Origin of the sequence: Pseudomonas sp. W5-01, from assembly GCF_046540435.1 — a bacterium.
In the GTDB taxonomy this organism is placed as follows: domain Bacteria; phylum Pseudomonadota; class Gammaproteobacteria; order Pseudomonadales; family Pseudomonadaceae; genus Aquipseudomonas; species Aquipseudomonas graminis_B.
Genome location: NZ_JAXCIP010000003.1, coordinates 1 through 22935, shown reverse-complemented (window position 1 = coordinate 22935; position 22935 = coordinate 1). Strand labels below are relative to the sequence as shown.

The 22935-nt window shown below is 60.2% G+C and carries 15 protein-coding genes; 11 read left to right on the top strand and 4 right to left on the bottom strand.

Translation table 11 applies throughout. The annotated features are described in order from the left end of the window. Positions 1-45 precede the first annotated feature (45 nt). The 3 genes from SLW75_RS10025 to SLW75_RS10015 form a co-directional block, all read right to left on the bottom strand. Positions 46-1782 (bottom strand): ABC transporter ATP-binding protein/permease, encoded by a 1737-nt coding sequence (locus tag SLW75_RS10025; protein WP_410934392.1) that lies wholly within the window; start codon positions 1780-1782, stop codon positions 46-48. A 100-nt stretch (positions 1783-1882) separates the two neighbouring features. Then, positions 1883-2443, bottom strand: a complete 561-nt coding sequence (locus SLW75_RS10020) for a response regulator transcription factor (protein WP_065990162.1) — start codon at positions 2441-2443, stop codon at positions 1883-1885. After that, the gene (locus tag SLW75_RS10015; RefSeq protein ID WP_065990166.1) at positions 2440-3696 is read right to left on the bottom strand and encodes an ATP-binding protein; all 1257 of its coding nucleotides are present in this window, start codon (positions 3694-3696) and stop codon (positions 2440-2442) included. Before SLW75_RS10015 ends, SLW75_RS10020 begins: the two co-directional genes overlap by 4 nt. Before the next feature lie 207 nt (positions 3697-3903). On the opposite strand from SLW75_RS10015, the gene SLW75_RS10010 reads away from it, so the two are divergent. The 11 genes from SLW75_RS10010 (at position 3904) to SLW75_RS09960 (ending at position 19807) form a co-directional block, all read left to right on the top strand. Next, the gene (locus tag SLW75_RS10010; protein WP_192132412.1) at positions 3904-4620 is read left to right on the top strand and encodes an SIMPL domain-containing protein; all 717 of its coding nucleotides are present in this window, start codon (positions 3904-3906) and stop codon (positions 4618-4620) included. A gap of 250 nt (positions 4621-4870) precedes the next feature. After that, complete coding sequence (locus SLW75_RS10005) at positions 4871-7039, top strand: HET-C-related protein (RefSeq protein ID WP_410934391.1); 2169 nt, start codon at positions 4871-4873, stop codon at positions 7037-7039. A 112-nt stretch (positions 7040-7151) separates the two neighbouring features. Then, positions 7152-8750 (top strand): ABC transporter substrate-binding protein, encoded by a 1599-nt coding sequence (locus SLW75_RS10000; RefSeq protein WP_192132416.1) that lies wholly within the window; start codon positions 7152-7154, stop codon positions 8748-8750. 283 nt (positions 8751-9033) lie between these two features. Next, positions 9034-10662 (top strand): ABC transporter substrate-binding protein, encoded by a 1629-nt coding sequence (locus SLW75_RS09995; protein ID WP_065990175.1) that lies wholly within the window; start codon positions 9034-9036, stop codon positions 10660-10662. A gap of 351 nt (positions 10663-11013) precedes the next feature. Beyond that, positions 11014-12615, top strand: a complete 1602-nt coding sequence (locus tag SLW75_RS09990) for an ABC transporter substrate-binding protein (protein ID WP_192132418.1) — start codon at positions 11014-11016, stop codon at positions 12613-12615. A gap of 158 nt (positions 12616-12773) precedes the next feature. Further along, on the top strand, positions 12774-14153 hold the full coding sequence (locus SLW75_RS09985; RefSeq protein ID WP_065990179.1) for an OprD family porin: 1380 nt from the start codon (positions 12774-12776) through the stop codon (positions 14151-14153). 95 nt (positions 14154-14248) lie between these two features. Next, a complete protein-coding gene (locus SLW75_RS09980; RefSeq protein ID WP_065990181.1) occupies positions 14249-15856 on the top strand; it encodes an ABC transporter substrate-binding protein in 1608 nt (535 codons plus the stop codon). Positions 15857-15920: 64 nt separating this feature from the next. Beyond that, positions 15921-16931 (top strand): ABC transporter permease subunit, encoded by a 1011-nt coding sequence (locus tag SLW75_RS09975; RefSeq protein WP_065990182.1) that lies wholly within the window; start codon positions 15921-15923, stop codon positions 16929-16931. A gap of 11 nt (positions 16932-16942) precedes the next feature. After that, positions 16943-17854: an ABC transporter permease subunit gene (locus SLW75_RS09970; protein ID WP_065990185.1), complete on the top strand. Its 912-nt coding sequence runs from the start codon at positions 16943-16945 to the stop codon at positions 17852-17854. Between the two features lie 10 nt (positions 17855-17864). Further along, positions 17865-18833, top strand: a complete 969-nt coding sequence (locus SLW75_RS09965; protein WP_065990186.1) for an ABC transporter ATP-binding protein — start codon at positions 17865-17867, stop codon at positions 18831-18833. Further along, positions 18833-19807 carry a peptide ABC transporter ATP-binding protein gene (locus SLW75_RS09960; protein ID WP_296314329.1) on the top strand — a complete coding sequence of 325 codons (975 nt, stop codon included), beginning with the start codon at positions 18833-18835 and terminating at the stop codon, positions 19805-19807. Before SLW75_RS09965 ends, SLW75_RS09960 begins: the two co-directional genes overlap by 1 nt. A gap of 114 nt (positions 19808-19921) precedes the next feature. On the opposite strand, the gene SLW75_RS09955 is transcribed toward SLW75_RS09960, so the two are convergent. Next, positions 19922-22474, bottom strand: a complete 2553-nt coding sequence (locus SLW75_RS09955; RefSeq protein ID WP_410934678.1) for a PepSY domain-containing protein — start codon at positions 22472-22474, stop codon at positions 19922-19924. Positions 22475-22935 lie beyond the last annotated feature (461 nt).

The following is a 22935-nucleotide window of genomic DNA, read 5'->3' as shown; positions in this document are numbered from 1 at the left end:
TGAGGCGCCTTGTTTACGACACTTTATCGCTTCAGCACTCTACGCTCAAAATGCCGTTTCGGTGAGCGGCTGCTCATGCAACTGACCGCCGTCGATGCGCACGTGCCGACGATGGAAGCGCTTGAGGCTGCTGCGGTGGCCGATACTGAGCAAGGTCACGCCCGGCAACTCGTCCAGCAACGCCTGATACAACGCAGCTTCATCCTCCTCGTCCATCGCTGAGGTGGCTTCGTCCAGGTACAACCAGTCCGGCGCGAACAACAGGGCGCGGGCAAACGCGACACGTTGTTGCTCGCCCGGCGACAGCATGCGCTGCCAGTGCTCGGTCTCGTCCAGTCGAGAGATCAGATGACCGAGGCGGCAGGTTTCCAGCACTTCAGCAAAGCGCTCGGCAGGATAGACTTCGGGCGCCTGGGGATAACTCAACGCCTCCCGCAGCGTGCCGATCGGCAGATACGGTTTTTGCGGCAGGAAGAACGCACGTTTTGCCGGTAACTTCACGGCACCGTGGCCTTCTTTCCACAACCCGCCCATCGCCCGCAGCAGTGTGCTTTTACCGCTCCCGGAGCGGCCGCTGAGCATGACCTTCTCGCCTGCGGCAATGCTGATGTTTGCGTTGTTCAGCAACCGGTGACCGCCGGCGAGGGACAGCGCGAGGCCTTTGAGCTGCAAGGCATCGCTCTCGTGACTGACCTTGATGGCCGGCACGCGCGCTTCGTTTTCGTCCATGGCCTGACGGAAGCTGAGCAGACGATCGCAGGTGGCGCGCCACGACGCGAGCTGGGTGTACGCGTCGATGAACCAGCTGAAGTTCTCCTGCACATTGCCGAACGCCGAGTTGATCTGCATCAGCTCGCCCAGTTCGATCTTGCCGGCAAAGTAACGCGGCGCGGCTACGACAAAGGCGAAAACGATGGCGATCTGCGAGTAACCGGCGGTGAAGAACGTCAGGCGCTTCTGCACCTTCATAATCGTCCAGAAGTTGCTCCAGACCATGCCGAAACGCGCGCTCAGGCGCTGGTTCTCGTTGGCCTCGCCATCGGACAGGGCGATGCTTTCGGCGTTCTCGCGAACGCGCACCAGCGAGAAACGCATGTCGGCTTCGTATCGCTGTTGCTGGTTGCTCAGCACGATCAGGCGTTTGCCGATCAGGTGAGTCAACAAGCTGCCCACCGCTGCATAAATAAGTGCGGCCCAGAACATGTAGCCGGGAATGGTGATGCCGAACAGCTCGATGCTGCCGGACACGCCCCACAGAATCACCGAGAACGACACCAGACTGACGACGGTGCGCAGCAGGCCCAGGCTCAGGCTGAGGGTGTCGGACGTAAAGTTGTTGAGGTCTTCGGACAGACGCTGGTCAGGGTTATCGGTGTAACCGCCCTGCTCCAGCCGGTAGTAATTCTTGTGCGCGAGCCACTTGGCGAAATGCTGTTCGGTCAGCCAGCGACGCCAGCGGATGGTCAGCATCTGGGTCAAATACAAGCGATACACGGCACCGAGGATGGCGATGGCCGCAATGCCGCAGAAATACAGAATCAGGTGCGTGAAGGCCCCCAGGTCCTTGTTCTGCAGCGCGTTGTAGAAGTCGCGGTACCAGCTGTTGACCAGCACCGAAATGAAGACACTGAACAGCGACAGCACGATCACTGCGATCAGCAGCACCCAGGCCATGCCTTTTTCTTCACTGCGCCAGTAAGGCGTGACTAGCTTCCAGACCCGGGAAAAGAAACTCCCGTTTACAGCGTCATTGACCCTGGATTCGTCTACATCAAAATTCATGGCAAAAAGCTCGGCAGCGTTCAGTTATAGGCGTTGGCGCCAATGTGCCAGACGCCACAGACGATCTTCCATGAATAAATGTTTAAGAAGCTGTCCGTGCTTAACGACGGACCGGGCGCTTCTGCAACTTGCGCTGCAAGGTGCGTCGGTGCATGCCCAGCGCACGGGCGGTGGCGGAGATATTGCCTTCGTGCTCGGTCAACACGCGCTGAATGTGCTCCCACTGCAAGCGGTCCACCGACATCGGATTTTCCGGCACCAGGGTGTCCAGATCGGCGTGTTCGGAGAGCAGCGCTGCCAGCACGTCATCGGCATCGGCGGGTTTGCACAGGTAGTTGCAGGCCCCGCGCTTGATCGCTTCAACGGCCGTGGCGATGCTCGAATAACCGGTCAGGATCAGCACGCGCATTTCCGGGTCCAGTTCCAGCAGCTTGGGCAACAGCACCAGTCCCGAGTCACCTTCCATTTTCAGATCGACAGCGGCGTAGTCCGGAATGTCCTGCTGCGCGAGGGCCAGGCCCTCGTCGGCGGAACCGGCGGTGCTCACGCGAAAGCCACGGCGCGCCATGGCCCGCGCCATCACGCGGGTGAAGGTGGCATCGTCGTCCACCAGCAGCAGGTGCGGCAGTTCTTCGCCTTCAACCTGGATTTCGTCAGTCATGCTTCATCTCCTCGTGCGTCACGGGGCAGGCGCAGCTCGGTCAGCGTGCCGCCTTCCTCGTGAGGATAGAGTTTCACCGAGCCGCCCGCGCGGGTCACGCTGGCCTTACTCAAGAACAGGCCAAGGCCGAAGCCTTTGCCCTTGGTGGTAAAAAAGGGTTTGCCGATCTGCTCGGCGATGGCCAAAGGAACGCCGGCGCCATGATCGCGGATGCTGATGCGAATCTCGGTGGCGGTCCAGTCCAGATTCACCTCGAGCCCTTCGGCGCAGGCATCGGCGGCATTGTTAAGCAGGTTCAGCAGCGCCTGGGTCAGATCGGGCGGCGGCGCCAGCATCGGCACATCGCCCTGCCCCAGGCGCTGGAAGCGGTAGGTGGCTTCCGGGCGCATCAGGTGCCAGCGGTTGAGCGCCTGATCGAGCCAGTGCGTGACGGTCTGCTCCTGAACCGACAGCCGGCGATTCGCCTCAGCAGCGCGCACCAGCTGCTGCAGCGTCTCTTTGCACAGCTTGACCTGGTCCTGCAGCACCGAAAGATCTTCCTGCAACGCAGGGTCCTTGTGGTGATGCTGCATTTCCTTGAGCAGCACGCTCATGGTCGCCAGCGGCGTGCCGAGTTCATGGGCAGCCCCGGCAGCTTCGGTCGCCACCGCCAGCAATTGCTGGTCGCGCGCGCCTTCTTCCCGGCGCAAGGCACGCATGTGTTCCTGACGGCGCAGCTCTTCGGCCATGCGCGCGGCGAAGAAGGTGATCACCCCGGCCGCCAGCGCAAAGCTCAGCCACATGCCGTAGATCTGCATGTTCTCGCGGGCCACGAAGGCATCCAGCGGGAAAAACTTGGCCAGCATCAGGGTGTACAGCGCGAGTGCGATACCCGACAGGATCAGCGAGTAACGCCACGGCAACGTCACCGCGGCGATGGTCAGCGGCACCAGATAGTAAGAAACGAAGGGGTTGGTCGAGCCGCCGGAGAAGTACAGCAGCGCGCTGTGGATAAACAGGTCGAATGCCAGTTGCACGGCGTATTCGAGCTCGGTCACCGGCCACGAGGTGCGCAGGCGGATGGCCGTCAGCAGGCAGACGATCGCCGAAAAACCCAAGGTGATGTCCAGCTGCAGCCAGGGCAGCGGCAGCAGATCGAACAGGTAGGCGAACCCCACCGAGCCGGCCTGCGCACCCAGCACCAGAATACGGATGAAGGTCAGGCGCCAGAGGTTCTGACGGGTAGCGGAAAGCAGTTGCAAGGGGGCGAGCATGAGCTCTCCTGATGAGCGCTCCAGGCGAATCGGAGCGAGTATAACCAATGCGACAACAGTTGCCGTCAAAGTGCGTCAAAGCGCCACATTCATTTGACGCCTATCAGACGGCGCAGGAACAAGCCTACGGGTTCACAGTCTCATGGGCATCCGTCCGCCAATGGCTTGCCACACGCCTCGGGACGGTTCGCCAAACAAGGAGTTTTTATGTTCAGCCTTCGCCCCACTGCCACATTGTTCACCCTCGGCGCACTCGCGCTGGCCAGCACCCCTGCCCTCGCCGACGACGTTCACTACAACCAGGTTTCGGTCCGTGCCGAGGTCAGCCAGGAAGTGCAGCGCGACCTGATGACCGTCACGCTGTACACCGAAGCGCAGAACACCGATCCCGCCAAACTGGCGGCCGGCGTTACTGAAACCCTGAACAAGGCCCTGGGCGAAGCGCGTCAGGTCAAGGACATCAACATTCGTCAGGGCAGCCGCAACAGCTACCCGGTCTACGACGACAAAGGCCAGAAGATCACCGGCTGGCGTGAGCATGCGGAAATTCGCCTGGAAAGCGCCGACTTTGCCGCCCTGTCGAAGTTGACCGGCGACTTGCTGGGCGGCGACATGAAGATGGGCGGCATGGACTTCTCGATCTCCAATCCCGCGCGCAAGACCAGCGAGGACGCGCTGCTCAAGGACGCCGTCACCGCCTTCCGCGCCCGCGCAAAACTGGTGACCGACGCACTGGGCGGCACCGGCTACAAGCTGGTCAACCTGAACCTCAACACCTCCGGTTTCCCGCAGCCGTACCTGCGCGCGCCGGTCATGATGATGAAGGCCGCGCGTGCCGACGCCGCGCCAACGCCGGATGTCGAAGCCGGCACCAGCCAGGTCAGCGTCGCAGCAGACGGTGTCATCGAAGTCGCTATCCCTTGATGCACGCGGCGGCAGCCGGTGGCTGCCGCTCTTTCCCTCGCACGCTCCCACTTTTTCCGGCCATCCCGTGGCCCCTTCCCCATCAGCGCGCCCCCTGTCTCCTACGCCTCAGGGCGATTCGACCGATTTCCACGCTGGCCGGAATACATAGAATTGTCCCCGGCAACACTCACCCTCAACACGCACCTAAGGCCGCCTGATCCACAGGGCACGGCCGTGCACAGCTAATGATTCAAGGAAGAATCCGATCATGCCTTTTCAAGCTCAACCCGTCATTCCGGTCGACATGACCACCTGCACGTTACGCAGCACGTTCGCGCTGGACCTGCTGACCCAAGTGGCCGAAAAACTCGCGCCAGATTCTTTCGCCCTGGAGATGAGCAACGTGTTCGGCAACGACATCCCGCCTCACCGCTACACGAATCTGCAGGACAAGCTGCTGGCGGGTGAAATACACCACCCTGAGGTCCTCCTCTCCCGGGATCTGGGCTTCGAAGCGGACTACGACAACCGCGAGCGGGTCATCCGCGTCGATTGGGCTTTCTTCGCTCGCACGACCGCCAACCCGCAGCACTACTGGTGGTTGTTGACGGCACTGCTCCACGAATTCGGTCACCACATCGACAACGTCCTGCGCCGGGAACTGACCGATGAGCACGCGCCAGTGGCAACCGATGCGCCGTTCGAAGAGGGCCATCTGTTTACCTTGTGGTTGACCGAAACAGCCTCCCCGTCGCGAGACGACATGACCTTCGCCACGTATGCCGAAGAGGCCTCCACCGAGCGTCAATACGCGATTTCCTGGAAGCAAGCCTGCGAAGCCATTCGCGACTATCTGGCCTCGACCGATCTGCGCTTCGAGCCATCGCACGCCCATTCTGATCGTGAGGCGTTCGAAGCGGGCACTGACACCAAAGGCAGCACTCACCAGACGATCGAATGGGTGCTGCAGGACTTCAAGCTCAGCCGAATGGAAATCGACGCCGTTTACTTCGGCAACTGGTTACGGGATTACTCTCAGGTCGTTGATCCCAAGATCACCCGCGCGGCGGACATGCCGGGCGAATTCCCGGCGACGCTGTCGCGCGACGCCTGGACCCGTCTGGTCGACGTGCTGGCGGCGAAAAAATTCATCGACCTGCGGATGCGCTACCCGAACGAAATGAAGGTCACGCCGGAGAAGCTGGGTGTCTATAGGCCGACGGAGCACATCGACAATCCGTTGGTCATCGATCCGCCGTTCCCGGACCCGAAAGTGCGTGATCCGGACTTTGAAGCCTGGGTGCTGCCCGGCGACCCATCCCTGGGTGCGGAGCTCGCCACGTCGATGAAGCGCTACATCGGTAATGCGGTCGGCTACATGGAACAGGAGCTGCGGCTGGCCATGAAACACGGCCGTTCCCTCGACGGCCTGCGCAGCTTCGGCGCCGCACTGCATGTGGTCGAAGACTTGTTCGCTCATTCGAACTTCGTGGAGCTGAGCCTGATCAAGGCCGGGCATGTCAGGGTTCTGCCGTGGACAACGCCTGTTCACGTCAAATGGAATCTGCCCCTGGTCACAGGCACGTTCGGGGCCACCGACGTGGTCGCCAGTCTGGCAGGCCCCCTGGGCAAAATCCTCTTCTCCACCGAAGAGCTGCAGTTTGAAATCTCCCAGCCGGGTTATCGCTCGGACCGGGACAAAGTGATGCTGATACTGCTGAGCGAGCATCCCGAACAGGCTTACTTAACTGCATTCAACGCGCTGCTCACGGCCAGGGACGGCATGGTGACGCTCGCTCAGGCGGTCGGTGTGGATACGCTCAGGCTCTACCGCTGGCTGCTCAACACCCCGGCAGCCATTTTGATCAATGCTTACAACAGCGCGGCGCAAGGCGTTCTGACCTGGATCGGCAACAGCGTCGACGATGCACAAACGCTGCTGGGCAGCGATCCAAACGAAGATCCAGACATCGAGCCCACCCACTCACAACTCTCCAAGGATCACGCTGAACACCCGCTTCACGATCTGGCGGCGCTGCTTGCCACCGAAGCCGTGCGCAGGGTCGCCCGGTCAATGGTCGATTACTGGGAGGGCAAACCTGGCGCAGACCCGGTCGCTGTGGCATCGGCCTTCTTTTGCCACCCGGCCGACAGCGAGTGGCAATACCCGATCGTCAACGCATGGGCCGCCAGCAATCCGGCGGAAGTGGCGCGCAGTGAATCAAAGAGTGAGCTGGACAGAACCCAGCAGTTGGCGATCGACGAGCTCCGCGCCATTCAGAACACGCTCATCAAGGACAGTCAGAACTACCTGAATGAGGTGCTAAACACCAAGCTGCCAGCGCCGTCACGCCTTCAGCGGTATCTGGAGGAAGGGTTCATGAAGCTGGCGTCCGAAACCACGTGGTGGAAAGACCTGCAGCAAATCATCAAGTAATAAGCTTATGAATTTCCGAGGCTTGTTGCCCGAGTGAGCCGTGCGGCATTCTTGGCTGTCTATCATCCTGTCGATGAATTCAGGCATGAGTGCCGCACTTAATGAGGTTCACATGGACACATCCTTCAAACCCCTGCTCTTGGCAGCGGCTATGGCACTTTGCGTTCCTTCGGTCCAGGCGGCCAGCACCCTCGTGTATTGCTCGGAAGCCAGCCCTGCCGGTTTCGATCCCAGCCAGTACACCAGCGGCACCGAGTTCGATGCGTCAGCAGAAACCGTTTTCAATCGCCTGACCCAGTTCAAGCGCGGCGGCACTGACGTCGAACCTGGCCTGGCAACCCAATGGGACGTGTCCGACGACGGCTTGACCTACACCTTTCACTTGCGGCCTGGCGTGAAATTCCACACCACGGACTATTTCAAACCGACCCGCGACTTCAACGCCGATGACGTGCTGTTCACCTTCAACCGCCTGCTGAACCCGGATGACCCGTTCCGCAAGGCGTACCCGTCCGAGTCGCCGTACTTCACTGACATGGGCATGAACACCACCATCAAGCAGGTCGAAAAGGTCGACGATCAGACCGTCCGCTTCAAGCTGAACAACATCGATGCCGCGTTCATCCAGAATCTGGCAATGAGCTTCGCCTCGATTCAATCGGCTGAATACGCGGCGCAACTGATCAAGCAGGGCAAGGCTGGCGACATCAACCTGAAGCCGATCGGTACAGGGCCGTTCGTGTTCAAGCGCTATCAGAAAGACGCGCAGATCCGTTACGTCGGCAACACGGAATACTGGAAGCCGGAGGACGTGAAGCTCGACAACCTGATCTTCTCGATCAATACCGACGCCGCCACCCGCCTGCAGAAACTCAAGACCGGCGAATGCCAGATCAGCGGGTATCCGCGCCCGCAGGACATCGAAGAAGCGCAGAAGGACCCGAACCTCAAGGTGCTGAGCCAGGCCGGTTTCAACCTGGGCTTTCTGGCGTACAACGTGACTCATCCCCCGCTCGATCAACTGAAGGTGCGTCAGGCGCTGGACATGGCCATCGACAAGCCGGCCATCATCAAGGCGGTGTACCAGGGTGCCGGGCAGTTGGCACAGAACGCTCTGCCACCGGCGCAGTGGAGCTTTGATCCGAACATCAAGGACGCGCCCCACGATCCGGCAAAAGCGAAGCAACTGCTCAAGGAGGCGGGCGTTGCACCGGGCACGCAGATCAACCTGTGGGCGATGACCGTGCAGCGCGCGTCCAACCCGAACGCACGCATGTCGGCGCAGATGATTCAGTCGGACTGGGCGAAGATCGGCATCAAAGCCAACATCGTCAGCTACGAATGGGGCGAGTACATCAAGCGCGCCAAGGCGGGCGAGCATGACGTGATGATCTACGGCTGGACCGGTGACAATGGCGATCCCGATAACTGGCTCGGCGTGCTGTACAGCTGTGGCGCGGTCAAGGGCAGCAACTACGCCAAATGGTGCAACCCCAGCTACGACAAACTGGTGACCCAGGCCAAGCTGACCAGCAACCGTGATGAGCGCATCAAGCTGTACCAACAGGCGCAGAACATCCTGAAAAAGGACGTGCCGATCACCCCGATCGCCAATTCCAAAGTGTTTCAGCCGATGCGCAAAGAGGTTCAGGATTTCAAACTCAGCCCGTTTGGCCTGACCCCCTTCTACGGCGTCAGCCTGACCAAATAATCAGGACAAACCAACAGCGAAGTAACACTTGATGACCGAAGCGGGTGCAATCGCCACGTTGCGATGCACCCTTTTGGTGCTGCAAAGATATCGATATGCGACACGCAAACGTTCAACAGCGTCAGAAATTACACTTATGCGACATTCGTGTACGTTCGTGCCACTGTTTGTCACCTCGCTGGCGCCAACATCTTGCTTTGGGTATGGCGCCTGCATAAGTATCCGTGGGACAGGCTCAAAAGGCCGTACCCTCAATCAAAAAATGACAACAACTGAGGCCACCATGCTCAAAAAAGCGGTCATTCCGTTTCTTCTCGGCGCAGGTTTGATCGCCAGCGCTCCCTTCGCCCATGCAGCATCGAGTCTGGTGTTCTGCTCCGAAGGCAGCCCTGCTGGTTTCGATCCAGGTCAATACACCACCGGTACCGACTTCGATGCTTCGGCCGAGACCGTTTTCAACCGTTTGAGCCAGTTCGAACGTGGCGGCACCGCTGTCATTCCAGGCCTCGCCACCAGCTGGGACGTTGCCCCGGATGGCCTGACCTACACCTTCCACCTGCGTGAAGGTGTGAAATTCCACACCACGCCCTACTTCAAACCGACGCGTACCTTCAATGCCGATGACGTGCTGTTCACGTTCAACCGCATGATCAACAAGGACGACCCGTTCCGTAAGGCGTACCCCACCGAATTCCCGTACTTCACCGACATGGCGATGGACACCAACATCACCAAGATCGAGAAGGTCGACGATCACACCGTCAAAATGACCCTCGGCACCGTCGATGCTGCGTTCATCCAGAACCTGGCGATGAGCTTCGCCTCCATTCAGTCCGCTGAATACGCAGCGCAGTTGCTCAAACAAGGCAAACCGGAAGACATCAACCAAAAGCCGATCGGCACTGGCCCGTTCGTGTTCAAGAGCTACCAGAAAGACTCCAACATCCGCTTCACCGGGAACAAGGACTACTGGAAGCCTGAAGACGTCAAAGTCGACAACCTGATTTTCGCCATCACCACTGACGCCTCGGTTCGTGCGCAGAAGTTGAAGAAAGGCGAATGCCAGATCACCGCCTACCCACGTCCGGCTGACCTCGCTCCGCTGAAGGCTGACCCCGCGCTGAAGATGCCTGATCAGGCCGGCTTCAACCTGGGCTACATCGCCTACAACGTGATGCCGAAGATCAAGGGCGAAGACAAGCCGAACCCGCTGGCTGACCTGAAAGTACGTCAGGCGCTGGACATGGCCGTCGACAAGAAAGCGATCATTGACGCGGTGTATCAGGGCGCAGGCCAACTGGCCACCAACGCCATGCCGCCGACCCAATGGTCCTACGACACCACGATCAAAGATGCACCGTTTGATGTCGCCAAAGCCAAGGACCTGCTCAAGCAGGCGGGCGTGAAAGAAGGTACCGAAATCACCCTGTGGGCGATGCCGGTTCAGCGTCCTTACAACCCGAACGCCAAGCTGATGGCCGAGATGCTCCAGAACGACTGGAAGAAGATCGGCATCAACGCCAAGATCGTGTCCTACGAGTGGGGCGAGTACATCAAGCGCGCCAAGGCGGGCGAAAACGGCGCCATGCTGATTGGCTGGAGCGGCGACAACGGTGACCCGGACAACTGGCTGGGTACTCTGTTTGGCTGTGACGCCCTCAACGGCAACAACTTCGCCAAATGGTGTGACAAGCCGTTCGATACCTTGATCCATCAGGCCAAGGAAACCACCGATCAGGCCAAACGCACCGAGCTTTACAAGCAGGCTCAACATCTGCTCAAAGATGCCGTGCCTATGACCCCCATTGCTCACTCGACTGTTTATCAGCCAATGCGCAAGGAAGTTCAGGACTTCAAGATCAGCCCGTTCGGTCTGAACTCGTTCTACGGCGTCAGCGTCAGCGGCAAGTAATACGTCCAGATGACCACTCGGTCGCGTTGCCCCAGGGCGACGCGATCGCGTTGTTATGTGCTCGATCGTTAAATGAAATTGACTATCGTTAGATGCGTAGCGATTGGCGGTTAGCGCCTGTCCGACAGCCCCTGCCTACTTACGATAAGCACTTTTCCTACAAACTTTGAAGCACGCGTAACTATGGACTGTGGGGCGCCAGAGACATACCTTCTGACAAGCCGCAAATACAGTCCGTTGTCTATCTTGAACAGTGAGATGTATCAGGTGTTGACTCTCCATTTGCGCAAACGATTGCCATGGATTGCGCAGGCATTGCCCTTTAATGCGCCTCTCACGATAAGGAATATCATGCGTCCAACTATCGTTATGCCGTCACTTATTGCCGCTGGCCTCCTGGCTATGACGCCCGTTGTTCAGGCCGCCAGCAAAAGCCTGGTCTTCTGTTCGGAAGGCAGCCCGGCCGGGTTTGATATTGGCCAGTACACCTCCGGTACTGACAACGATGCCGCCGAACCGATCTACAACCGTCTCGCCGAGTTCGCACGCGGCGAGACCAGCGTCGTGCCTGCTCTCGCAACGAGCTGGGACATCTCCCCTGACAACCTGACCTACACGTTCCATCTGCGCGAAGGGGTCAAGTTCCACAGCAACAAGCTCTTCACGCCCACGCGCGATTTCAATGCCGACGACGTGCTGTTCACCTTCAATCGCATGCTGCACAAGGACCATCCATTCCGCGTGGCGTATCCGACGGAGTTCCCGTTCTTCACCAGCATGGGCCTGGACAAAAACATCAAGTCAGTGGAAAAGACCGACCCGATGACCGTGGTGTTCACGCTCAACAACGTTGATGCGGCATTTATCCAGAATGTTTCGATGAACTTTGCGTCCATTCTGTCTGCTGAATACGCTGACAAACTGATGGCCTCGGGTGATGTACGCGACATTAACCAGGCGCCCATTGGCACCGGCCCGTTTGTGTTTCAGCGCTATCAAAAAGATTCGCAAATTCGCTACGTGAAAAACAAACAGTTCTGGGACCCGAGTCGGGTCAAGATTGATCAGTTGATCTTTGCGATCAATACAGATGCGTCGGTGCGGGTTCAAAAACTCAAAAAGAACGAGTGTCAGGTCACTTTGAATCCACGCCCGGCGGACGTTGAATCGATCAAAGAGGACAAGAACCTGAGGGTCATCGAAAAGCCTGGGTTCAACCTCGGATACATTACCTACAACGTCCGCCACGCCCCGCTGGACAACTTGCAGGTTCGCCAGGCGCTGGACATGGCGGTGGATAAGAAGGCGATCATCGAGGCGGTTTACCAGGGCGCCGGGCAACTGGCCCAGAACGCCATGCCACCGACGCAGTGGTCCTACGACGACACGGTCAAGGACGCGCCCTACAACCCGGAAAAAGCCCGCGAGTTGCTGCGCGCCGCCGGCGTCAAGGAAGGCACCGAACTGACCCTCTGGGCGATGCCGGTCCAGCGCCCTTACAACCCCAACGCCAAGCTGATGGCACAGATGCTCCAGGCCGACTGGGCCAAGGTGGGCATCAAGGCGACCATCGTCAGTTACGAATGGGGCGAATACCTCAAGCGCAGCAAGAACGGCGAGCATGACATTTCGCTGATCGGCTGGACCGGCGACAACGGCGATCCGGACAACTGGATGGGCACGCTGTACAGCTGCGCGTCCATCGGCGGCAATAATTACTCGATGTGGTGCGACGAGAAATACGACGCCCTGGTCAAGGCGGCCGTCTCGAACACCAACAAAGACCAGCGGATCGCGCTGTACAAACAAGCTCAGCATTACCTGAAAGAACAGGTGCCCATTACGCCGATTGCCCACTCGACGGTGATTCAGCCGATGCGCAAGGAAGTGCAAGGTTTCCTGGTGAGCCCGTTCAACCGCAACAACTTCTCGGGCGTCAGCATCGCCGACTGATTCAAAAACATGCCTGGGGGCGCAACCACGCCCTTTGGCATTGCTTTATCCGCGTTTCGCCGGATAGGCAAGAAAATGGCCCATGGGGCCGCACCACCGAGCGGGCTACACCATAAAAAGCCCGCCTCTAAAAAAGCAGCAATCGGGAGCTTCAGAACGTGAAAAAAGCCAGCACCGCTGTATTCGCCTTATCCGTCCTCGCCATCAGCGTCGCGGCCCAGGCAGAGCCGACCAGTCAGGAATTCGTTCCGACCACACTGGCCACCACCAACCTCCAGGGCGAAGCAAAGGGCTTTCTGGAAGACTCGAAACTGACCGGTTCGACCAAGAACTGGTACGCCAACGAACTGCTGCGCCGTGGCGGCGAGTTCCGCCGCAGCGAGAACGGCGTTGTGGTCGACAGTGACCCGCGCCGGATCAACTGGGTTCAGGGCACCATCGTTGATTACAGCTCGGGCTTCACCCAGGGCACTGTCGGCTTCGCCACGCAAATGGCGGTCTACAACGCCGTCGCGCTGGACCGTGACAAAGACGACCTGATGGGCGGCGCCAACCGTACGCTGACCGAAAACAATGGTGACCCTGTTGGACAGTGGAGCAAGTTGGGCCTGGGCAACATCAAGGCGCGCGTCTCCAACACGACCCTGACCGCCGGCCGTCAGTCGATGAACACCCCGGTGCTGGCTTACATCGGCAACCGTGCGCTGCCTTCGAGCTTCGAAGGGGTGAGCGTGCTGAGTGAAGAGTTCAACAACATCTCGATCCAGGCCGGCAGCTTCGACCGCGTATCGCCACGTACCGAACAGAGCCTGACCAAGTTCCGTTCCGAGTACACCAACAACACCGCCACCGCCGATCGAGTTGACATGGCGGGCGTTGATTACAAACCCTTCAAAAGCCTGACCACCAGCTTCTACGCGTCCAACGTCGAAGACTTCTGGCATCAGTACTACTTCGCTTTCACCCACGAACTGGGTGACCCCGATGTACTGGGCCTGAGCACCAACCTGAACTACTACAAGACCAAGGATTCCGGTCAGAAGAAGATGGGCGAGATCGACAACGACACGTACAGCCTGTCGTTGACCGCCACTCACAAGGCGCACAGTTTCAGCGTCGCGTACCAGGAAGTCGAAGGCGACACCTACTTCGACTACGTCCACGACACCAACGCCATCTTCCTGGCCAACTCCCTGCTGTCGGACTTCAACGGCCCGAACGAGAAGTCGGTGCAGCTGAGCTACCTGCTGAACATGGCTGACTACGGCGTGCCGGGTCTGAAATTCAACATCTATCAAGCGCGCGGTTTCGACATCGACGGCACCCATTACAAAGGCACCGCTTACGATGTCCGCGGCATGGACGGCGAAAATCACTACGAATACGGTGTCGGCTCGTCGTACACCCTGCAGTCCGGCCCGCTGAAGGCCTCCACGATGCGTGCGACCTACACCACGCACCGCGCGAGCGCCAACCAGGCCGACGGCAACATCAACGAGTTCCGTCTGGTGACCACCATTCCATTCAACATTATGTAATCAGCACGATCGATCGGGCCTCAAGGTGCGGTTTACCGAACTTCGTGGCCCGATACCGACTCACTTATGGCTTCATCACTTGCGGAGTGCGTTACTTGAAATCGACATTCAAACTCGCAACATTGCGCAGCGCGATCGCACTGGCGGTATTCAGCGTCGCGGTCGGCGTATCGGCCAAGCCTCTGGTGGTCTGCACCGAAGCCAGCCCGGAAGGTTTCGACACGGCGCTCTACACCACCGCCGTGACCGCCGATGCGTCGGCGGAAACCATTTACAACCGTCTGGTGGATTTCAAGCCGGGCACCACAGAGATCGTTCCCGCACTGGCGGAAACGTGGGAGATCAGCGATGACGGCCTGACCTACACGTTCCATCTGCGCAAAGGCGTCAAGTTTCACACCACCGAATACTTCAAACCGACCCGCGACATGAACGCCGATGACGTGGTCTGGAGCTTCCAGCGTCAACTGGACCCCAACCACCCTTGGCACAAACAGTCGGAGGTCGGTTACCCGTACTTCGAGAGCATGGGTTTCAAAGAGCTGCTGAAGAGCGTCGAGAAAGTGGACGACAGCACCGTCAAGTTCACCCTGACACGCCGCGAAGCGCCGTTCCTGGCTGACGTCGCCATGGCCTTTGCCTCGGTGTACTCGGCGGAATACGCCGATCAACTGCTCAAAGCGAACAAGACCGGCAACCTCAACAGCCAGCCCATCGGCACCGGTCCGTTTATTTTCCAGCGCTATGCCAAGGACGCTCAGGTCCGCTTCAAGGCCAACCCGGAATATTTCCGTGGCAAGCCGCCGGCTGACACCCTGATCTTCGCCATCGCTACCGACAACAACGTGCGCCTGCAGAAGCTCAGGGCCAACGAGTGTCAGGTTGCGTTGTACCCGAAGCCGGACGACATTCCGAACATCAAGAAAGACCCGAACCTCAAGGTCGATGAGCTGAACTCGATGACCACCGCGTACATCGCCATGAACACCACGCACAAATACATGAGCGATGTGCGCGTGCGTAAAGCAATCGAGATTGCGTTTGATAAGGAAGCCTACGTCAAAGCGCTGTTCGGCAAGGACAATGCCACCGTCGCCGTGAACCCGTATCCGGACACGCTGCTGGGTTACAACAAAGACCTGAAAAACCCTGCCCACGATCTGGACAAGGCGCGCGCCCTGCTCAAGGAAGCCGGCGTTCCGGAAGGCACCGTGCTGACCCTGTTCACCCGTAACGGCGGCGGTCCGACCAACCCTAATCCGGCCATGGGCGCACAAATGATGCAGTCCGACCTGGCCAAAGTCGGCATTAAGTTAGATATACGCGTCATGGAATGGGGCGAAATGCTCAAACGTGCCAAAAACGGCGAACACGACATGGTGTCGGCCGGCTGGTCAGGTGACAATGGCGACCCTGATAACTTCCTGACCCCACTGCTCAGTTGCGAGGCCGCCAAAAACGGCGAAAACTACGCGCGCTGGTGTAATCAGAAGTTCCAGACGTTGATCGATCAGGCTCGGGAAAAGACCGACCCGGCCGAACGCGCTTCGCTCTACGAGCAGGCTCAAGTGATCTTCAATCAGGACCTGCCGTGGATCAGCATGGCCCACACCAAGGTGTTCACTGCAATGCGCAACAACGTGGAGGGTTACCACATCAGCCCTCTCACCACTAATAACTTCGCTACCACCCAAGTGAAGTAGAAGAAGAATCCGGCGGGCTCTGCTACCCAGAGACCTGCCGGTACCTGATGAGGTACACGAGAAGATGTTTAGTTTTATCGCTCGCCGAGTGGGGTTGCTCATACCCACCTTCTTCGGCATCACCTTGCTGACCTTCGCCCTGATTCGCCTGATTCCGGGCGACCCTGTCGAAGTCATGATGGGTGAACGCCGGGTCGATCCGGAAATGCACGCCCAAGCCATGGAACGTCTTGGCCTGAACAAACCCCTTTATGCGCAATACATCGATTACGTCGGCAAGCTCGCCCATGGCGACCTGGGCGAATCGCTGCGTACGCGCACAAGCGTGTGGTCCGAATTCACTTCGCTGTTCCCGGCAACCCTGGAACTGTCGATTGCGGCGCTGATCTTCGCAGGCATTCTCGGGCTGCTGGCCGGTGTGATTGCGGCATTGAAGCGAGGGTCCCTGTTCGACCATGGGGTCATGGGCATCTCCCTGGCGGGGTACTCGATGCCGATCTTCTGGTGGGGCCTGATCCTGATCATGTTCTTCTCGGTATCCCTGGGCTGGACCCCGGTATCGGGACGTATCGACCTGCTGTACGACATTCCCCCCAAAACCGGCTTCATGCTGATCGACACTCTGCTCAGCGATGAAGAAGGTTCGTTCATGGACGCCCTGCGTCACCTGATTCTGCCGGCCATCGTGCTGGGTACCATCCCGTTGGCGGTCATCGCCCGGATGACGCGCTCCTCGATGCTCGAAGTCCTGCGTGAAGACTACGTGCGCACCGCCCGCGCCAAGGGCCTGTCGCCGGCTCGCGTGGTGTTCGTTCACGGCCTGCGCAACGCGCTGATCCCGGTGCTGACGGTGTTTGGTCTGCAGGTGGGCACGCTGCTGGCCGGTGCGGTTCTGACCGAAACGATCTTCTCCTGGCCGGGTATCGGCAAGTGGCTGATCGAAGCCATCGGCGCCCGTGACTACCCTGTCGTGCAAAACGGCATCCTGCTAATCGCCTGCCTGGTGATTCTGGTCAACTTCGTGGTGGACATCCTCTACGGCTTTGCCAACCCACGCATTCGTCATCAGCGCTGAGATCCCTTTTTATGAGCACACCTACTCCCGTAGCAGCAGTCGATCAAAGCCTGCTCTACCCGTCCGTCTACAAAGAGTTCTGGCAGCACTTCTCCAAGAACAAAGGCGCCGTCGCGGGCCTGGCGTTCATGCTGGTGATCGTGTTCTGCGCCCTGTTCGCGCCGTGGGTTGCCCCCCATGACCCGAGCGAGCAATACCGCGATTTCCTGCTGACCCCGCCGGTCTGGCTTGAAGGCGGCCAATGGCAGTTTCTGCTGGGCACCGATGAACTGGGCCGCGACCTGCTGTCGCGTCTGATTCAGGGTTCGCGCCTGTCGCTGCTGATCGGTTTGTCGTCGGTGGTGATGTCGCTGATTCCGGGCATCCTCATGGGCCTGCTGGCCGGTTTCTTCCCGAAAATCCTCGGCCCGACCATCATGCGTCTGATGGATATCATGCTGGCGCTGCCGTCGCTGCTGCTGGCGGTGGCCATCGTCGCGATCCTCGGCCCTGGCCTGATCAACACCGTCATCGCCATCGCCATCGTTTCCCTGCCGTCCTACGTGCGTCTGACCCGTGCAGCCGTTATGGGCGAACTGAACCGTGACTACGTGACCGCCGCGCGTCTGGCCGGCGCAACGCTGCCGCGCCTGATGTTCATCACCGTGCTGCCCAACTGCATGGCGCCGCTGATCGTTCAGGCCACCTTGAGTTTCTCCTCGGCGATCCTCGACGCTGCGGCGCTGGGCTTCCTGGGTCTGGGTGTACAACCGCCGACGCCTGAGTGGGGCACCATGCTCGCTTCGGCCCGCGACTACATCGAACGCGCCTGGTGGGTGGTGAGCCTCCCGGGTCTGACCATTTTGCTCAGCGTGCTGGCAATCAACCTGATGGGCGACGGTCTGCGCGATGCGCTGGACCCGAAACTCAAGAACGCCGCCTGAGGACGTCCGAATGTCTCTTTTAAACATCAAGAACCTCAACGTGCGCTTCGGCGACGCCACGGCCACCCCGGTCGTCGACGGCCTGGATCTGGCCGTCGACAAGGGCGAAGTGCTGGCGATCGTGGGCGAATCGGGTTCGGGTAAATCCGTGACCATGATGGCGCTCATGGGCCTGATCGAGCACCCCGGCATCGTCACCGCCGACGCCCTGGTCTTCGACGGCAAGGACATGCTCACGCTCAATGCGCGCCAGCGTCGCAAGATCGTCGGCAAAGACATGTCGATGGTCTTTCAGGACCCGATGACCGCGCTGAACCCGAGCTACACCGTGGGCTTCCAGATCAAGGAAGTGCTCAAGCAGCACTTGGGTCTGTCCGGACGCGCGGCCCACCAGCGCGCGCTTGAGCTGTTGCAGAAAGTAGAGATTCCGGGCGCCGCACAGCGTCTGGACGCCTACCCGCATCAACTCTCGGGCGGCATGAGCCAGCGTGTTGCGATCGCCATGGCCATCGCCGGCGAGCCGAAGCTGCTGATCGCCGACGAGCCGACCACCGCATTGGACGTGACCATCCAGGCGCAGATCATGGACCTGCTGCTGGCCCTGCAAAAAGAGCAGGACATGGCGCTGGTGCTCATCACCCACGACCTTGCCGTGGTGGCTGAAACCGCTCAGCGGGTCTGCGTGATGTATGCCGGCCAAGCCGTGGAAGTGGGTCAGGTGCCGGGGCTGTTTGACGTCCCGGCGCACCCGTACAGCGAAGCACTGCTGGCGGCGATTCCCGAGCACAGCATGGGCGCCGCGCGCCTGTCGACGCTGCCGGGCATCGTTCCGGGTCGCTACGACCGCCCAAGTGGTTGCCTGCTGTCGCCGCGCTGCCCTTACGTCCAGGACAAATGCCGCCAGCAACGCCCGGGCCTCGACCCGAAAGCCCATAGCCTGGCGCGTTGCTTCTTTCCGCTGAATCAGGAGGTGGCGTGATGAGCGAAATCGTACTGACCGCTCGTGACCTTACTCGTCACTACGATGTGTCCCGTGGGCTGTTCAAGCCCCATGCAACCGTGCGCGCGCTCAATGGCGTGTCGTTCGAACTCGAAGCTGGCAAGACCCTGGCGGTGGTCGGTGAGTCCGGCTGCGGCAAGTCGACGCTGGCCCGCGCGCTGACGCTGATCGAAGAGCCTTCTTCGGGATCGCTGAAAATCGCCGGTCAGGAAGTCACCGGCGCGACCAAGGCACAACGCAAACAGCTGCGCAAAGACGTACAGATGGTGTTTCAGAGCCCGTATGCGTCGCTCAATCCGCGGCAGAAGGTCGGCGATCAACTGGGCGAGCCCCTGCTGATCAACACCCGCCTTTCCGCCGCCGAACGTCGCGAGAAAGTGCAGGCGATGATGGCTCAGGTCGGTCTGCGTCCCGAGCACTATCAGCGCTACCCGCACATGTTCTCCGGCGGTCAGCGTCAACGTATCGCACTGGCGCGGGCGATGATGCTGCAGCCTAAAGTGCTGGTGGCGGACGAACCGACTTCCGCGCTCGACGTGTCGATTCAGGCTCAGGTGCTGAACCTGTTCATGGACCTGCAACAAGAGTTCAACACCGGCTACGTGTTCATCTCCCACAACCTGGCGGTGGTGCGTCACGTCGCCGACACCGTGCTGGTGATGTACCTCGGTCGCCCGGCCGAGATGGGTCCCAAGGATGAGATCTACAACCGCCCTCTGCACCCGTACACCCAGGCGCTGCTGTCGGCGACCCCGACGATCCACCCGGACCCGTCGAAGCCGAAGATCAAAATCGTCGGCGAATTGCCTAACCCGCTGAACCCGCCGTCCGGCTGCGCGTTTCACAAGCGCTGCCCGTACGCGACAGAGCGCTGCGCCGCCGAAGTGCCGGAGCTGCGCTGGGTCGACAACCGTCAGGTTGCCTGCCATTACGCGGAACAGTTTGTGGCGTGATGGTTGAGTAAGAAAAAGGCCGTTGCGTGTGAGCGCAACGGCCTTTTTTTGTGGCTGGCGTAGGACTGGCTTTAGCCGGGAATGACTCGACAGTCTTTGGCAACCAGAACGCTATCAATACACATCACGCCGATACCGACCCTGCTCGATCAAATCCCGAACGGCGTCTTCCCCCAGCAGCGCGTTCAACGCCGCATCGACACCCGCCGCCATACCTTCGAGGCTGCCACAGATGTAGATCACAGCGCCCTCGGCCAGCCAGCGACGCAGCTCATCAGCGGCCTCCCGCAATCGATCCTGCACGTAGATCTTCTCAGCCTGATCCCGGGAAAACGCCAGGTCCAGACGCGCCATTTCCCCACTCGCCAGCCAGCCGTTGAGTTCCTCCGCGCAGTGGAAATCGTGGGCAGCGTGGCGCTCGCCAAACAGCAGCCAGTTGCGCTGCTCACCCGACGCGACGCGCGCCTTGAGCAAGCTGCGCAGGCCCGCCAGTCCGGTGCCGTTACCGATCAAGATCATGGGTGCCGATTCGGCCGGCAGGTGGAAACCACTGTTGCGGCGCACCCGCAGACTGATCGCGCCGCCCACCGCAGCATGCTCGGTCAGCCAGCCCGAACACAGCCCGAGGCGGCCATCGGGGTGCAGTTCCTGACGCACGATCAGCTGCAACACACCGTCCTCGGGAATCGAGGCGATCGAATACTCGCGCATCGCCAGCGGCACCAGCGCGTCGATCAACGCCTGCGCGTGCAAGCCCACCAGATGGCTGCGATTCACCGGTAATTGCCGCGAGCATAGGGCTTGGCCGAGGGTCTCGCTCAAGCCATCGACAGTGACCTGCGTTTCAGCAGCGATGCCCAACCCGGACAGGGACTGCTCGACCGCAGAGGCCGGGTTGCGTGGCAACACCTCCACCAGATCGCCGGCCTCCCAGAGGGTTGTCGAATCGGCTGTCAGGCCGAGCAAGAACACTTTCGAACCCACGCTTCCGGGGTTCAGCCATTCCCGGGCCACCAGCGTCCAGTTGTGATACTCCGGCGCTTGCCAGACGGTCGTCGGCGTCGAGCCGGTCAACTGGCCCAGTTGCTGTTGCCAGTGTTGCAGCGCCGCACCGTCGCCGCTGTCCACTTCCACCGGTGCGAACAGCGTGCGTCCGCCGCGCTCCGCCAGCCAGCCATGCAGCCGCTGAGCGAACCCGCAGAACTGCTGATACTGACGATCGCCCAGCCCAAGCACCGCGTAGTTGAGATTGTCCAGCGCCAGCGGCCGGCCCAGCACCTTGCGCTCAAATCCGCGGGCGCTGTCGGGCGCCTCGCCGTCGCCGAAGGTGCTCACGACGAACAGCGCGTTGCGGCTCTGATGCAGGTCCTGCTCGGTGATGTCGCCCAGACGCTGCACCTTGACCGGCACACCTGCGGTTTGCAGCTGGCCGGCCGTCTGCCAGGCGAGTTGCTCGGCGAACCCGCTCTGGCTGGCAAAGCCGATCAACCAGGCCGCGCCCTGCTCGCCCGTCGTCGTCGACACTTCACCGCGGGCGTTGCGAATGTCGCGCTTCTTGCGTCGGCGGTCCAGGTAGAGCAACCAGCCGGTGACGAAGAACAGCGGCATCAATAGCGCGGCAACGGTGACGACGATGCGCCCGATCAGGCCGAAGTAGCTGCCGGTGTGCAGCGCATAGTTGCTGATCAACAACTGAGAACCGAGGCCTTTCTCGGAATAGCGCGACACCGCCTTAAGCGTGCCATCGGCCGGATCGAGGCTGATCTGGTTCAAGGCACGGGCATGCGGCGCGGTTTTAAGGAGGTAAAACACCGTGGCCATCTGGCCCGGTGCCTGGGGCATGCGCAGGTTGTAGGCCTTGAGATCCGGGCCGGCAGCGCTCTGGATGGTCTGCCAGATGGCGTCATAGTCCGGCGCCGAGGCCGCGATTTCCTTGGGCGCCTCTTTCGCAGCAGGGACTGGACGCGGCCCTGCGCCACGGCGCTGCTCGCCCGCCACGGGAGGATCGCCAATCAGCTTGGTCATGCCGTTGCTGAACCAGTCGTAGGACCACATCAGACCGGTGATCGCCAGCAGCAGATAGATGATCAGGCACCAGGTGCCGAACACCGAATGCAGGTCCCAATTGAAACTGCGTCCCTTCTTCGCCCAGTCCATGGTCAGCCAGACGCGCCAGTTCAGCGGCTTGCGCGGCCAGCGTAGATAGAGCCCGGAGAGGCAGAAGAAAATGAGGATCAACGTGCAGGCTGCGGTGACTTGCTTGCCGTATTCCCCTGCAGCCAGGAATCGGTGCAGGTTGAGGATGAACCCGAAGAAGTCCTGACCGACGGCATCCTCGGTGAACGCGCCGGTGTAGGGGTTGAAGTTGTGCATCTCGCCGCGGCGCTGGCCGGGCGGCGGTGTGAACCAGACCTGGGCGATCCTGTCGCCGCCGACATCGATGCGGAACATCGCTACCTTGTCTTTGCCCTGGGCTTCAACCTTGCTGACCATTTCCGCCAGTGACAGTTGGCGACCCTGGGGCTGCACGAACAACACGTCAGGGTTGAGCGCGTCGACGATTTCGTCCTCGAAGGAGTACAGCGCGCCCGTGATCCCCATCAGGGCAAGCACAAGACCGGCCGTGATCCCGAAGAACCAGTGCACTTGAAACAGGACTTTCTTCAACACCCTCGACCCCTCACTCACCCGCTACGGCGCGCATTATGCGCACAAACGGCATACATTCTCATCTGTGGCTGATTCTTGATGCAGAACCAGTGGGAGCGGTCTTGCCCTGACACCCCGCGCTCGCCTGGCCAACGCAAAACTTGTGGGAGTGAGCTTGCTCACGAAGAGGCCGGTACATTCAGCCACTTTCTCTGAAGACTGAAAGTAAGCATTCGCGAGCAAGCTCGCTCCCACGGGATAGTGGGCTGACTCGATATTTCGGGTGGTTCACCGGACCTGTGGGAGTGAGCTTGCTCACGAAGAGGCCGGTACATTCAGCCACTTTCTCTGGGGACTGAAAGTAGGTCTTCGCGAGCAAGCTCGCTCCCACGGGATAGTGGGCTGACTCGATATTTCGGGTGGTTCACCGGACCTGTGGGAGTGAGCTTGCTCACGAAGAGGCCGGTACATTCAGCCAC